The following is a 14965-nucleotide window of genomic DNA, read 5'->3' as shown; positions in this document are numbered from 1 at the left end:
GCGCGTGGAGTGCATGGGCAGAGTTTACTCACGCACCCGCGGATCGCCGCGCCGATCACTGAGCACAGCGATCGTCTCAGCGGTGCAGGCGGCGGTGCAGTGACTCCATCCGGGCGTCGAGCTGCGCGGCGACGGCGGCTGTGCTGGCCAACTCGTCGGCGAAGTCGGCGGGCACCTGGTCGTCGTACTTGTAGAACAGCTTGTGCTCCAGGGTCGCCCAGAAGTCCATCGCGATGGTGCGCATCTGCACCTCGACCTTGACGTGCTCGACGCGGTCGGACAGGAACACCGGGATCTGCACGATCAGGTGCAGGCTGCGGTAGCCGTTGGGCTTGGGCGAGGCAATGTAGTCCTTGGTGCGCAGGATCTTCACGTCGTGCTGGCGGCCGAGCATCTCCTGGACGCCGTAGACGTCGGAGACGAACGGGCACACCACGCGCACCCCGGCGACGTCGTCGAGGTGCTCGGCGATGGTGTCGAGGTCCGGGCGCAGTCCCTTGCGGCGCAGCTTCTCCACGATCGCCTCGGGGCGCTTGACGCGGTGGGTGATGTGCTCGATCGGGTCGTGCCGGTGGACGAAGTCGAACTCCTCGCTGAGGATGCGCAGCTTCGTCATCAGCTCCTCGACGGCGAACTTGTACACCAGCAGGAACTGGGACAGTCTGCGGTAGTCCTCGAACACCGGCGGCCCGACCAGCTCCGAGCGCGAACGGCGCACCAGTGGGTTCTCCCCGGTCGTCTCCATCACAACTGTCTTTCCGTCCCCCACCGGCGGCACTGCCACCACTCCCAACGAACGTGGCGGCCGCCGAGTTCCCGAGTCCGAAGAGGACGGTCAGGCCAGCGCGGGGAACATCCGGCCGAGGCCGAAGTCGGCACCGGCGCAGCGCCACCAGTCCAGCTGCGCGGCGGTGTCGATGCCGTCGACCACGACGGCGACGCCGGCCGCGTGGGCGTGGGCGACCAGCTCGGTCAGCGCCTGGTCGAGCGCGGAGCGGCCCGCGCGCTCGGCCTGGAGCCGGACGAGGGACGCGGCGAGGCGGACACCGCGGATCGGCAGGTCCTCCATGAAGGCGAGGTCGGTCGCGGAGGTGCCGAACCCGTCCAGCACGATGCCGATCCCGGCGTCGGCGAGCACCGCGAGGTTGTCCGCGGCCTCCCCGCAGTCGGAGAGCAGCGCCCGCACGGGAACACCGAGCTGCAACCGGGTCGGGTCGAGGCCGGTGTCCTCCAGCACCTGGAGGACCTCGCCGACGAGGTCGGGGTCGGCGGCCTGGTACGGGGTGAGCCCGACGCCGAGCGGGAGCGGGCGGTCGGCCATGCCCTCGCACGCCGAGCGCAGCAGCCAGGTGCCCAGCGGCATGACCAGCCCGATCTGCTCGGCCAGCTCGACGCACTGGGCGTGCGGCAGCTGCCCCAGCTCCGGGTGCTCCCAGCGCAGCATCGCCTCCACCGCGACGGTCCGGCCGCCGTCGAGCTTGGTGAGCGGCCGCGAGAACACGGCGACCTCTCCGCTCTCCCACGCGCCGGGCATGGTCGCGGCGAGGCCGAACCGGGCGCGGTCCAGCTCGCTCTGCACGGGGTCGTACACGCCCCACTGCCTGCTGCCGTTGCGCTTCGCGCGGCGCAGCGTCATATCGGCCAGGCGCAGCAGCTCCCCGGGTTCGACGTCCGGGTGCGGGCGGTGCACGACGCCGATGCACGCCGAGGAGGCGATGCCGTGGCCGTCCACGTACAGCGGCTCGGCCAGCACCTCGTTGATCTGCTCGACGGTCCGCAGCACGTCCGGCGTGCCCGCCTCGTTCTGCACCAGCACGCCGAACTCGTCGCCGCCGAGCCTGGCCACCATCGCGCTCTCGCCCGCGAAGATCGACCGCAGCCGTTCGGCGACGCTCTTCAGCAGCGCCTCCGCCGCGGACCCGCCGAGGCCGTTGGCGATCACCGAGAAGGCGTCCAGGTCCAGGTGGTACATGGTCACGCCGAAGGTCTCGTCGGCGTGCCGCAGCACCCGCTCCAGCCGGGTGGTGAAGAACTGCCGGTTCGGCAGCCCGGTCAGCACGTCGTGCAGCGACTGGTGGCTGAGCTGGCCCTGCAACAGGGTCAGCTCGGTGTCGTCGCCGACGATGACCACGTAGTGGTTCGGGTTGCCGTCGCCGTCGCGCAGCAGCGAGATCGCCAGGTGCGCCTGCACGGTCTCGCCGTCCTTGCCGAGCATGGTGCGGCGCTGGCGCAGCCGCTCCGACTTGCCGTCGGCGAGGTCGCGCAACGCGTTGCGGACGAAGGGCACGTCCTCCGGCGCGATCACCTCGAACAGCGTGAGCCCGTCGAACTCGGCGACGCCGTAGTCGAGGATCTCGCCGAGGGCGGCGTTGGCGCGGACGAACGCGCCGTCCAGGTCGGTGATGGCGATACCGCTGTTGGAGGAGGTGAAGACCTCGTCGAAGCGCGCCTCGCTGGCCTTGCTGTCGCGCTGCGCGTCCTGGGCCGCCTTGATCAGCGCGCGGTTGAGGTTCTCCTGCTGGGTGAAGATGGACAGCCGCACGGCCTCGACGTAGCCGGAGGTGAGCGCGCCGAGCAGGCCGACGACGCGCTCCGGCAGCCGGTCGACGCGGAGCAGGTCGGCCATGCCGAGCAGGGATTTGCCCAGGATCTCGACGGTGCGGCGCAGGCTGGCCCGGCCCGCGAAGTTCAGCTCGACCAGCCGGGCGCCCACGTCGGTCGCGCGCTCGGCGGAGAACGGCTCGGTGCGCATCGCGGTGATCAGCACGTCGACCAGCTCGACCAGCCTGCGCTCGATCTCCGGCTGCGCCATCGGGATGTAGGTCGTCTTGCTGACCAGGTAGGCCCATTTCCGGGCCAGCCTGCCCCGGGCGCGCTCCAGCGACTCGGGGGAGAGCTCGAGCTCCGCCGAGTGCAGCGGCCGGTCCGGCAGCGGAGTGGTCATCGGGTCCATCCGCCGCACGGCGCGGCCGGCGAAAGAACGGGGAACGGCACGGCTACCTCGCTAGGTTCCTTTGCGCACAGGGCAAGCAGCCTAGCGAGTCTAGGGAACAAGCGGCCACGGATGGTGATCGCGCATGCCACCCCTCGGATGGGTGCATTAGGCCGCCCGAGTGCACCGAGAACGAGGGACGCGCAGGTCAGCGCCTCGTGATCAACTGGGCGACCCGATTGCCGGTCAACCGCCGTTCAGGGATTTTCACCCCTTCAGACATTGGGCATTTGCCAGGTGCGCAAACGTTTCCGGAAAGGCGACGGTTATTCACGGGGAATCGGCCCCGGTAGGCCACCACGATTGGGCGATGGGCGATGATGCTCGAACCGGTCGCTGAGCCCGAGGAGACGTCGTGGCTGTGTTCTCTTCGGATGCCCACGCCACCGCGCGGGCCTTCGATCCGTCGCGGCTGTCGATGGCCCGCGAGCTCGCCGGGCTGCGCGGGCGGGAGCTCGCCGACGCGGTCGGCCTGGCCCCGGCGGCGGTCTCGCGGTACGAGCTGGGCCAGCTCCACCCGGACCCGTGCACCCTCGCGCGCTGCGCCGACCACCTCGGCGTCCGCGTCGGCTTCTTCGCCCAGGGCCGCCCGCACCTGCGCCTGGACACCGCGCACGCGCACTTCCGCTCCCTGCACGCGACCACGGCCGCCCAGCGGGCTCAGGCGCTCGCGCACGTGGAGCTGCTGTGGGAGCTCACCACCGCGCTCGACGAGGTGGCCGGGCTGCCCGCCGCCGATCTCAGCTGCCAGCACGACGGACCCGAGCGCGCCGCGCACGCGGTCCGCAGGGCGTGGGGCGTCGAGACCGGTCCCGTCCCGCACCTGGTCCGCGCCGTCGAAGCACGCGGCGTCGTCGTGAGCCGATTACCAGCCGCAGTGGGTGCAAACGTCGGTGTGTTCTCCTGCGCGCTCCCCGACCGGCCGGTGATCGTGCTGACGGAACGGGAAGACCCCCTGCGCCAACGCTTTTCCGTCGCACACGAGCTCGGGCACCTGCTGCTGCACCCGGACGCCGCACCGGGCAGCCGGGAGCACGAGTCGGCGGCGGACGCCTTCGCGGCCGAGTTCCTGACGCCCGCCGAGGAGATCGCCGGGACCTTCCCCCTGCGCGCCGACCTGGACGCGGTGAAGGAACTCGCCGACGCGTACGGGATCTCGGTCACCGCGCTCGCGGCGCGCGCCCGCGGCCTCGGGCTGATGACCGACGCGGCGCACCGGCGGCTGCTGACGGAACTGGCCAAGCGCGGCTGGCGCGCCGCTGAGCCGGTCCGCGGCGAGTACCCCGGCGAGCAGCCGAACCTGTTGTGCCGCGCCATGGTCCTCGCTGAGGAGCACGGGGTCGACGTGCCCGCTCTCGCTGTTCGCCTGCGCGTCGACATCGCGACGCTGCGCGGTCTCACGGGGTTCACCGAGCGGCACGAAAGCACACCGCGCACCCTCCGCTTGGTGTGACGTTAGCCCGCGAGAGCAGCGGTTTCACGGGGCACGCGGTAAGCTCTGCGGTCGCGCCGATCGGATTTTCCTTTCGCAGGAACGAAAAGCGCATCCCAGAGTTCGGAGGACGCGCATGACCGCGGTGCAGACGCTCGCACCGGCCCTGTTCGCGGCTTCGTCCGCGCCGCCGGAGCGCACGCTGCTCGACATCATCACCGAGACCGCCCGCCTGCACCCCGCGGCGCACGCGCTGCGGGCGGGCTCCACCGTGCTGAGCTACCGGGCGTTGCTCGCCGAGGTCGACGAGCTGCGCGCTTCCCTTGCGGCAGCGGGGATCGGCGTCGGTGACCGGGTCGGCGTGCGCGTGCCCTCCGGGACCACGGACCTCTACGTCAGCATCCTCGCGGTGCTCGCGGCGGGCGCGGCCTACGTCCCCGTCGACGCCGAGGACCCGGACGAGCGCGCGGAACTCGTCTTCGGCGAAGCGGGCGTGTGCGCGGTTCTGGGCGAGGGTCGCGAGCTGACCGTGCTCGGCACACCGATGCGCGTGGCTGGCGACCCGGGCCCGGACGACGACGCGTGGATCATCTTCACCTCGGGCTCCACGGGCAAGCCGAAGGGCGTCGCGGTCAGCCACCGGTGCGCCGCGGCGTTCGTCGACGCTGAGGCTCGACTGTTCCTTGTGGACGAACCGATCGGCCCGGGAGACCGGGTGCTCGCGGGGCTGTCCGTCGCCTTCGACGCCTCCTGCGAGGAGATGTGGCTCGCGTGGCGGCACGGCGCGTGCCTCGTCACCGCGCCGAGGGCGTTGGTGCGCACAGGAATGGACCTCGGCCCGTGGCTGGTCGAGCACGAGATCACCGTGGTGTCCACCGTGCCGACGCTGGCCGCGCTGTGGCCCGCGGAGGCGCTGGACGAGGTGCGGCTGCTGATCTTCGGCGGCGAGGCGTGCCCGCCCGAACTCGCCGAGCGCGTCGCGGTGGAGGGCCGCGAGGTCTGGAACACCTACGGCCCCACCGAGGCAACGGTGGTGGCGTGCGGCGCGCAACTCACCGGCGAGGGACCGGTGCGCATCGGCCTGCCGTTGGACGGCTGGGAGCTGGCGGTCGTGGACGCTTCCGGCGAGCTGGTGCCGATGGGCGGGTCCGGGGAGCTGGTCATCGGCGGCGTCGGCCTGGCGCGTTACCTGGACCCGGCCAAGGACGCGGAGAAGTACGCGCCGCTGCCATCGCTGGGCTGGGACCGCGCCTACCGCAGCGGTGACCTGGTCCGCGCGGAGCCGGAGGGCCTGGTTTTCCTTGGTAGAGCGGACGAACAGGTCAAACTGGGCGGACGTCGGATCGAGCTCGGCGAGGTCGACGCCGCGCTGCAGGCGTTGCCCGATGTGGCCGGTGCCGCGGCGGCCGTGCGCGGGACCAAGGGCGGCAACCAGATCCTCGTCGGCTACCTGGTGTCCACAGTGGACGAATTCGACCAGGCCGCCGCGCTCGAACGACTGCGCGCCGCACTCCCGGCCGCGTTGGTGCCGCTGTTGGCGATCGTCGACACGCTGCCGACGCGCACGTCCGGCAAGGTGGACCGCAACGCGCTGCCGTGGCCTCTGCCCAGCACGACCGAGCAACCAGCGGATCTGACCCCCACTCAAGCATGGCTGGCCGAGCAGTGGGCCGAGGTGCTCGGCAGGCCACCGGCCGACAAGGACACCGAGTTCTTCTCCAGCGGCGGTGGCAGCCTGGCCGCGGCGCAGCTGGTCTCGCTCCTCCGGCAACGCTATCCGAGCTGCTCGGTCAACGACGTCTACCAACGCTCCACGGTCGGCGAACTGGCCGCGCGGCTGGACGAGTTCAAGGCGACCGAGTCGGCGGAACGCTTTGTGCGGCCGACCCGACTGCGCGCCGGACTCGCCCAGATCGCGTTGCTTCCGTTGCTGCTGACCGTGGTCGCGATGCGGTGGGTCACGGTGCTCGCGGCGGCGGGCAATGTTCTGGGGTGGACGCCCACCGTGTCGTGGTGGTGGGTGCTGGCGGGCTGGGTGGTTTTCATCAGCCCGCTCGGCCGCCTCGGGATCGCGGTCGGCGGAGCACGGTTGCTGCTGCGCGGCCTGCGCCCCGGCTCCTACCCGCGCGGCGGGAGTGTCCACTTGAGACTGTGGACCGCGGAGAAGCTGGCGGAGCTGAGCGGTGCGGCCAAGCTCTCCGGAGCGTGGACGACGTACTACGCCAAGGCCCTCGGCGCGCGGATCGGGCAGGGCGTCGACCTCCACTCGGTTCCCCCGGTGACCGGAATGCTCAAGCTGGGCAAGGGAAGCGCGATCGAGCCCGAGGTCGACCTGTCCGGGCACTGGCTCGACGGCGATGTACTGCACGTCGGCCGAATCCGCGTCGGCGCCGGGGCGACCATCGGTGCTCGCAGCACGCTGATGCCAGGAGCGCGAATCGGCAAGCGCGCGCAGATCGCGCCCGGCTCGTGCGTGCTGGGTTCCGTCCCCGCCGGGCAGCGCTGGGCCGGTGTCCCCGCGGCGCGCTCCGGCAAGGCGGCGCAGCGGTGGCCCGACGAGCGCCCTGAGCACAAGCGCCGCTGGGCGCTCACGTACAACGTGACGTCGTTCTTCTTGGACCTGCTGCCCGTCGTCGCGGCGATCCCGAGCATCCTCGTCCTGGTGGCGTTCAACGGATCGCTGCTGTCGGTTCCGTTGGTGACAGTGCTGTTCATGCTCGCGTACGCGCTGCTGGTCTTGGTCAGCGTGCGCCTGTTGAGCATCGGCCTGCGCGAGGGCTACCACCCCGTGCACGGGCGGATCGCGTGGCAGGCGTGGGCCACCGAGCGGCTGATGAACTCCGCGAGAGTGGCGCTGTTCCCTTTGTACGCCAGCTTGTTCACACCCGTGTGGTTGCGGGCGCTCGGCATGAAGGTCGGTCGTCGGGTCGAAGCGTCGACGGTGCTCGCGCTGCCGTCGATGACCACTGTCGGCGACGGTGCTTTCCTTGCCGACGACACGATGGTCGGCACGTACGAACTCGGCGGCGGGTGGCTGCGGATCGCCGCCGCGAAGGTCGGGAAGCGCGCTTTTCTCGGCAACTCCGGCATGACCGCGCCGGGTCGCTCGGTGCCCAACCGCGGCCTCGTCGGCGTGCTCTCCTCGACGCCGAAGCGGGCCAAGGCGGGCAGCTCCTGGCTGGGCATGCCGCCGATGAAGCTGCCGCGCGTCGCGGAGAGCGGCGACCAGAGCAGGACGTTCGACCCGCCGCGCGGGCTCGTGATCGCGCGGGCACTGGTCGAGCTGTGCCGGGTGATCCCGGTGATGTGCACGGTCGCGCTCGCGGTCGCGGTTCTCCAGGTGCTCCGGTCGACTCCGTTGTGGCTGGGCGGTTTCGTGCTGCTCGGCGCGGGCGTGGTCGCCTGTGTGGTCGCGTGCCTGGCGAAGTGGTCGCTGGTCGGTCGGTTCGGTCGGATCGAGCGTCCACTGTGGAGTTCGTTCGTGTGGCGCAACGAGCTGGCCGACACCTTCGTCGAGGTCCTGGCCGTGCCGTGGCTGGTGGGCTCGGTCGGTGGCACCCCGCTGATGAACCTGTGGCTGCGCGGGCTCGGCGCGCGGATCGGCCGCGGCGCGTGGTGCGAGTCGTACTGGCTGCCCGAGGCGGACCTCGTGCGGATCGGCCGCGGCGCAACGGTGAACCGGGGGTGCGTCGTCCAGACCCACCTGTTCCATGATCGGATCATGCGGATGGACACGGTCACCCTCGGCGAGGGCTCGACGCTCGGCCCGCACGGCATCGCGTTGCCCGGCACCACGATCGGCGCGCGGACCACGGTCGGCCCGGCGTCGCTGATGATGAGCGGCGAGAGCGTTCCGCCGGACACGCGCTGGCTGGGCAACCCGATCGCGGCGTGGCGGACCGGGAAGGCCCGCAAGGGATGAGGCAGGTCCCCTACCTCGACGCGCACGGCGACACCGACTACTCGGTCCTCCAGTACGACCTGCACCTCGACTACCGCCCGGGGGCCAATCGGCTCGCCGGGCGCGCGGTGATCACGGCGGTCGCGCGCACCGCGCTCAACAGCGTGAGCCTCGATTTCGGCCCGCTGCGGGTGGATCGGATTCTCTTCGACGGCAAGCCTGTTCGCTACGCACACCGGCTCGGCAAGCTGCGCGTCCGTCCGGGCCGCCTGATCGAGGCGGGCGCCGAGTTCACCGTGGAGGTCCGCTACGCGGGAGTGCCCCGGCCGAATCGCGGTCACTGGGGCGAGATCGGCTGGACCCAGCTCTCCGATGGGGCTTTGGTGGCCAGCCAGCCGACCGGCGCTTCGTCGTGGTTCCCGTGCAACGACCGCCCCGCGGACAAGGCGGCCTATCGGATCTCAGTGACGACCGCCCCCACGTACACCGTGATCGCCAGCGGCACGCTGGTTTCCCACTCCGGCAACACGTGGGTCTACGAGCAGCCTTCGCCGACGTCCACGTACCTCGTGTCTGTCCAAATTGGACGGTACACCTCGGTGGAGCTGACCGGGGCGCCCGTTCGGCAGCCCGCCGCCGTGCCCGCGCGGCTGATGCGCGCTTTCCGCAACGACTTCGCCAACCAGCCGCGGATGCTCCGGGAGTTCTCGCGCCTGTTCGGCCCGTACCCGTTCACGGAGTACGGCATCGTGGTGGTGGACGAGGAGCTGGACGTTCCCGTTGAAGCCCAGGCGATGTCGATCTTCGGCGCGAACCACGTCGACGGCATGCGCGGCTCGGAACGCTTGGTGGCGCACGAGTTGGCGCACCAGTGGTTCGGCAACAGCGTGACCGCTGCCGACTGGCGGCACATCTGGCTGCACGAGGGCTTCGCGACCTACGCGGAGTGGCTGTGGGCTGAGGCCGATGGTCGCTCCGCCCACGACCTGGCGCTGCGCTCCCACGCGAAGCTCGCGCGGCTCCCCCAGGACATCGCGATCGGAGCACCCGGAGCTCGGCGCATCTTCGACGACCGCGTGTACGAACGCGGCGCGTTAACCCTGCACGCGTTGCGCCGCACCATGGGCGATGCCCCCTTCTTCCGCCTGCTCCGCGAGTGGGCCACCACCCACCGTCACTCCACCGCCACCACCGCCGACTTCACGTCCATGGCCGAAGGCATCTCCCCCACCCCCATCCGTCCCGTGCTCCAATCCTGGCTCCACGAAACCCCCCTCCCCCCGCTGTAGTTCCCCCGTCTTCAAGTACCCCCAACCCCTCCCCCAGCGGTCGTCAACCGCCACTAACCCGGGGGTTAGTGGCGGTTGACGATGCCCTGAACGGGGGTACGGGGTACTTGAAGACGGGCCTACCCGCGCGCTAACGGAAGGCGGGGGCGTGGCGTTGAGCCCAGGCGGAGAAGGGGCTTCCGGGGCGGCCGACGACGTTCTCGACGGTCTTGAGGGGGTCGGTGGCGGTCTCCTCCAACGACGCGAACCAGTCGATCATCTCCTGAGGGACGCCGAAGCTCCGCCAGTACTCGGCGGTTTCCTCCTCGGAGAGCGCCACGAAGCCGATGTCGCGGCCGATCACCTCGCCGATGACGCGGACCTGCTCGGCGGGGGTGATCAGCTCCGGGCCGGTCACCTCGTAGGTCGCGCCCGAGTGCCCGTCCTCCAGCAACGCGGCCACCGCGACGGCCGCCGTGTCGATCTCGTCGACCGGCATTCCTGGCACGTCGCCCGAAGGAGCACGGACGACCTCACCGGCGCGGATCGCGTCCGCCCAGCCGAGGGCGTTCGCCATGAACTCGCCGGGCCGCACGACGGTCCACTCCAGCCCGGAAGCCTGGACAGCGCGCTCCGCGGCCAACTCCTCCGCGTGGTGGTAGCCCGCCGGACCTGTGTCATCCGTGGCGTCGTCCAGGGCCATCGAGGACAGCACCACGATGCGCCGCACACCCACGCGGACCGCGGTCGCCACCGCCTCACTTCCGTTGGCGGGGAACAGGAACATGCGTTCCACCCCCGCGAACGCCTCCGCCGGGAGATCGGCGAGATCGCCGCGGACCACCTCCACTCCGGCGGGAAGGTTCGCGGTCGCGGGATTGCGCGTCACCGCCCGCACGGCCTGGCCCGCGTCGAGCAGCTGCGCCACAACGCCCCGGCCCACGTTGCCGGTCGCGCCCGTCACCAAGATCGTCACTTCGGCCCCCTCAGCTCGTAACTTCGTACACGGTACGGAGTTTTAGGATGGGTCGTCAACCGAGTGAGGAGCCAGCGTGAGTCCTGCCGAGTACAGCGGCCTTGGCGATCCGGAGCGCAGCATCGCGCTGCTGTGGGGCAAGGCCGGTGCGCCGACCCGGGGGCCGAAGCAGCGGCTCACCGTCGAACGGGTCGTCGCCACCGCGATCGAGATCGCCGACGCGGACGGCCTGGACGGCCTGTCCATGCGGAAGGTCGCGGAGCGGCTCGGCGTCGGCACCATGTCGCTCTACACCTACGTGCCCGCGAAGGCGGAGCTGGTCGACCTCATGCTCGACCGCGCGACCGGCGAGGTGCGCCGCCCCGAGGCGGGCATGGGCTGGCGGGAGCGGCTGGAGCTGTTCGCCCGCGAGCACTGGCAGCTCTACCACCGGCACCCGTGGATGCTCCAGGTGACCGGCCACCGGCCAGTGCTGGGGCCGAACGAGCTGCGGGCCTACGACGACGCGCTGGGCGCACTGGCGCTCGCGGGGCTGGACGAGCGCGACATGGTCGGGTTCGTCGACCTCGTCGAGGGCTACGTGCGCGGCAAAGCCCGCAACTCCATCGATTCCGCACAGGCCGAGCGGCGCACCGGCGTCAGCGACGACCAGTGGTGGACCGCGCGCCAGTTCTTCTGGGACAAGCACTTCGAGCGCGCCGACCACCCGAATTTGACCAGAGTTCTGGACGCGGGCGCGTTCAGCGAACAGGGCGGTGCGTTCGAGTTCGGCCTGGCCAGGACCCTCGACGGGATCGAGCGCTTCCTCGCCGACCGGGACTGACTCCACCTTTTTGCTGATTCGCGATGCACCGGGTCAATGGGATTCTTCGGGCCCACCCGAGGAGGACTCCCTGTGCTTCGGTTACCGACGATCGCCCTGCTCGTCGCGACGCTGATCGGGTCCGCGGTGCCCGCCGTCGCGTCCCCCGCCAAGCCCGCCGACCCCGTCGCCTGGGGCCCGTGCCCCGAGGACGCCCTGACCTACGTGCCACCGGAGCACCGCTTCCGGTACAGCTGCGGAACGCTGGCCGTCCCGCTCGACCACGCCAAGCCGAGCGGCGCCAAGATCGATCTGATGTTGTTGCGCCGCGCGGCTTCCAAGCCCGCCGAGCGCATCGGCTCCGTGCTGATCAACCCCGGCGGCCCCGGCGCCGACGGGTTGCTGCTCGCGACCATCCCGAACGCGCTGTTCCCGTCGTCGGTGCCCGAGCGCTTCGACCTCGTCGGGTTCGACCCGCGCGGTGTCGGCCGGAGCAACCCGCTGAAGTGCTTCACCACCCAGGAGAGCGCGGACGCGCTGCGGGCGCGGATGACGCCGGTCCCGGTGACCACCGCGCAGATCAAGTCCACTATGGACGCTTACGCGGAGTACGGCCGCGGCTGCGGCAAGGTGGGAGGGCCGATCATCGAGCACATGTCCACTGAGGACACTGCTCGCGACATGGACCTGATCCGGGCCGCGGTCGGCGACCAGAAGCTGACCTACGTCGGCCTGTCCTACGGAACGCTGCTCGGCGCGACCTACGCGAACCTGTTCCCCGGCAAGGTGCGCGCGATGATCCTCGACGGCGCGGTCGATCCCTCGTTGCGCACCAACGACGGGCTGCGCTACGACCGCGAACGGGCGCTGGCCTTCGAGCACGCGCTGTCGGCTTTCCTCAAGCGCTGCAAGGAAGAAGGTCCGAAGTGCGCGTTCAGCGAGGGTGATCCGCGGGCGAAGTTCGACGCGATCCGCGAACGGCTGCGCAACGGTGGCGGCCCGATCACCTTGAGCCAGTTCGTCGCGAAGGTCGGCGACGCGCTGGAGAAGATCCCGCTGTCCGGCCCCGTGGACCTGGCGAAGCTGGCGACCGAGCTCCAGCAGCTGTCGACGGCGTCCGATCGGACCACGGACGCTCCCTACAAGGGACACGACGCTTTCTACGGCGTCAACTGTTCCGACAAGCCGCTCCCGAGGACGCCTTCCCTGGTCCCGACGACCGCGACGGCCTGGGAGCGCGACGCGCCGACTTTCGGGCGCAGGCAGGCCTTCCACGACTTCGTGGGCTGCGCGCACTGGCCGGTCAGCGCGAAGAAGGTCTACCGCGGCCCGTGGAACGCCAAGACCGCCGCGACCGTGCTGGTCATCGGCATCTACCACGACCCCGCTACGTCGTACACGTTCTCCAAGCGGATGGCGGCCCAGCTCGGCAACGCGCGGCTGCTCGACGTGGACGCGTTCGGGCACACCAGCCTCGGCTCCAGCGCGTGCGTGGACAGCGCCGCGGAGAAGTACCTGACCAAGGGGGAGCTCCCCGCAGCCGGACTGGTCTGCAAGCCGAACCGGCAACCGTTCTGATCTGCTTGACCTCAACCTAGGTTGGGTTCCTAGCGTCGGCTCCGAGACGAACCACGATCGAGGAGACGACATGCGCGCGATCCGCCAGTACGAGTTCGGTCCGGCCGAGAACCTGCTCTACCAAGAGGTTCCCGACCCGGTACCGGGCGAGGGCCAGGTCCGGATCCGGGTGGCCGCGTCGGGTGTGCACCTGATCGACACGACCATCCGGTCCGGGACCGGCGGCGGCCCGATGCCGCTGCCCGAGCTGCCGATGACCCCCGGGCGCGAGGTCGCCGGGGTGGTCGACGCGCTCGGCCCGGACACCGACCCGGTCTGGCTCGGCCGCCGCGTCGTCGCGCACCTCGGTATGGCCAGCGGCGGTTACGCGGAGCTGGCCGTGGCGAACGCGGAGTCGCTCTACGAGATCCCTTCGGGCGTCGAGGACGGTGCCGCCGTCGCGATGATCGGCACCGGCCGGACCACCATGGCCGTCCTCGACGCCGCCGCGATCACCGCCTCCGACGTCGTGCTCGTGACCGCCGCCGCGGGCGGCATCGGCAACCTCCTCGTCCAGCACGCGCGCAACATCGGCGCGACCGTCGTCGGCCTCGCCGGCGGTTCGGCGAAGGTGGACCTGGTGCGCGGGCTCGGCGCGGAGATCGCCGTGGACTACACCCAGGAGGACTGGGCGGCACAGGTGCGCTCGGAACTCGGCGACCGCGCGATCACCCTCGTTCTCGACAGCGTCGGCGGCCCGGTCGGCCAGGCTTCGCTCGACCTGCTCGGCGCGGGCGGCCGGATCTACTTCTTCGGCTGGTCCGCGGGGGAAACCACCAAGATCTCCCAGGACGACCTGTGGGCGAAGAGCATCACCGCGGGCGTGGCGATCGGCCCCGCGATCGTTGCGCGAGCGGGCGGCCTCCGCGTCCTGGAGCGGCGCGCCATGGACGCACTGGCCAAGGGCGAGCTCGTGCCGCTGGTGAACCCGCCGATCCCGCTCAGCGACGCCGCCGCCGCGCACACTGCGTTGGTCAGCCGCGCCACCATCGGCAAGGTCATCCTCATCCCCTGACCCCCGCCGTTGCGAACGCCGCATTCGGGGCGTTGGTTTCCCTGAACGGGTCGTTCAGGGCACTGAGCGCCCCAAACGATCCGTTCACGGTTCCCCCAACGCCCCAAACGCGTCATTGGCGCGGTCGAACGCGACCGCCCGAACGAGTCATTGAGGTACTCCAACGCCCTGAACGAGTCATTGAGGTACTTGAGGGCCCTGAATGAGTCATTGGGGGACTCCAACGCCCCGAATGACTCATTCAGGGCCCTCAACGCACTGAACGGGTCATTGGGGTGCTTCAACGCGCTGAACAGGTCGTTCGGGGGATTGAGTGCACCAAATGAGTCATTGGGGTGGTTGGGCGCAACTGCCCCAATGACTCATTCAGGGTGAACGTCGGGGGTGGGGGCGGCGCGTTCGATGAGGGTGCGCAGTGCGAGGGCGATGTCCTCGCCGGTCGGCGCGCGCTCCGGGTCGAGCAGGCGCTGCACCATCACGCCCTGCATCAGCGCGACGTAGAAGGCGCCCACCGCGCGGTCGGCGCGCTCGTCCGCCTGCTCCGGGCCGGGGCCGAACAGCTGGGCGAAGGACACCCGCGCCAGCTCGACGTCGCTGGAGAGCCGCTGCTTCAGCTCGGGCAGCCGTTCCGCCTGGTTGAGCGCCTCGAAGGTGGACACCCAGAGGTTGCGGTGTTCGGCGAGGGAGGCGACGACGGCCTTCCACAGCGACTCGAACCGCTCCATGAACGGGGCGTCCGGATCGGGGTCCCACATCTTGTTGACGGCCTCGGCCCACTCCTCGGTCGCCTCGATGAGCGCCGCGGTGAGCAGCGCCTCTTTGGAACCGAAGTGATACCCGATGGAGGCGAGGTTGGCACCGGAGACCGCGATGATGTCCCTGGCCGTCGTGCGCGCGTAGCCCCGCTCGTACAGACACTGCTTCGCCCCGGCGAGCAGTTCTTCACGATGTCCCACGGAGTG

At 70.6% G+C, this 14965-nt stretch carries 10 protein-coding genes; 6 read left to right on the top strand and 4 right to left on the bottom strand.

The genetic code is table 11. From position 1 onward, the window contains the following. Positions 1–76: 76 nt before the first annotated feature. A complete protein-coding gene (locus tag NLX83_RS15255) occupies positions 77–745 on the bottom strand; it encodes a GTP pyrophosphokinase (RefSeq protein WP_254235491.1) in 669 nt (222 codons plus the stop codon). A gap of 90 nt (positions 746–835) precedes the next feature. Further along, positions 836–2944 (bottom strand): putative bifunctional diguanylate cyclase/phosphodiesterase, encoded by a 2109-nt coding sequence (locus NLX83_RS15250; RefSeq protein WP_254235490.1) that lies wholly within the window; start codon positions 2942–2944, stop codon positions 836–838. A gap of 403 nt (positions 2945–3347) precedes the next feature. Here NLX83_RS15250 and NLX83_RS15245 point away from each other — a divergent pair, with 403 nt between their 5' ends. From NLX83_RS15245 to NLX83_RS15235, 3 genes are all read left to right on the top strand, one after another. After that, positions 3348–4445 carry a helix-turn-helix domain-containing protein gene (locus NLX83_RS15245; protein WP_254235489.1) on the top strand — a complete coding sequence of 366 codons (1098 nt, stop codon included), beginning with the start codon at positions 3348–3350 and terminating at the stop codon, positions 4443–4445. Between the two features lie 115 nt (positions 4446–4560). Then, positions 4561–8346, top strand: a complete 3786-nt coding sequence (locus NLX83_RS15240; RefSeq protein WP_254235488.1) for a Pls/PosA family non-ribosomal peptide synthetase — start codon at positions 4561–4563, stop codon at positions 8344–8346. After that, entirely contained in the window at positions 8343–9614 is a 1272-nt protein-coding gene (locus NLX83_RS15235) for a M1 family metallopeptidase (RefSeq protein ID WP_254235487.1), read from the top strand. Before NLX83_RS15240 ends, NLX83_RS15235 begins: the two co-directional genes overlap by 4 nt. Before the next feature lie 130 nt (positions 9615–9744). On the opposite strand, the gene NLX83_RS15230 is transcribed toward NLX83_RS15235, so the two are convergent. Beyond that, positions 9745–10569, bottom strand: coding sequence for an NmrA family NAD(P)-binding protein (locus tag NLX83_RS15230; protein WP_254235486.1), 825 nt, complete (start codon positions 10567–10569; stop codon positions 9745–9747). A gap of 76 nt (positions 10570–10645) precedes the next feature. Here NLX83_RS15230 and NLX83_RS15225 point away from each other — a divergent pair, with 76 nt between their 5' ends. From NLX83_RS15225 to NLX83_RS15215, 3 genes are all read left to right on the top strand, one after another. Next, complete coding sequence (locus tag NLX83_RS15225) at positions 10646–11392, top strand: TetR/AcrR family transcriptional regulator (protein WP_254235485.1); 747 nt, start codon at positions 10646–10648, stop codon at positions 11390–11392. Between the two features lie 72 nt (positions 11393–11464). Beyond that, entirely contained in the window at positions 11465–12949 is a 1485-nt protein-coding gene (locus NLX83_RS15220; protein WP_254235484.1) for an alpha/beta hydrolase, read from the top strand. A 70-nt stretch (positions 12950–13019) separates the two neighbouring features. Beyond that, positions 13020–14003, top strand: coding sequence for a zinc-binding dehydrogenase (locus tag NLX83_RS15215; RefSeq protein WP_254235483.1), 984 nt, complete (start codon positions 13020–13022; stop codon positions 14001–14003). Positions 14004–14365: 362 nt separating this feature from the next. Here the strand turns inward: NLX83_RS15215 and NLX83_RS15210 are convergent, their stop codons facing one another. Further along, positions 14366–14959: a TetR/AcrR family transcriptional regulator gene (locus tag NLX83_RS15210; protein WP_254235482.1), complete on the bottom strand. Its 594-nt coding sequence runs from the start codon at positions 14957–14959 to the stop codon at positions 14366–14368. Positions 14960–14965: the final 6 nt, after the last annotated feature.

This window comes from Allokutzneria sp. A3M-2-11 16 (assembly GCF_024213555.1).
Taxonomy (GTDB): Bacteria; Actinomycetota; Actinomycetes; order Mycobacteriales; family Pseudonocardiaceae; genus Allokutzneria.
Note: the sequence above shows the minus strand (reverse complement) of the source record. Positions and strands in the feature narration are given on the sequence as shown.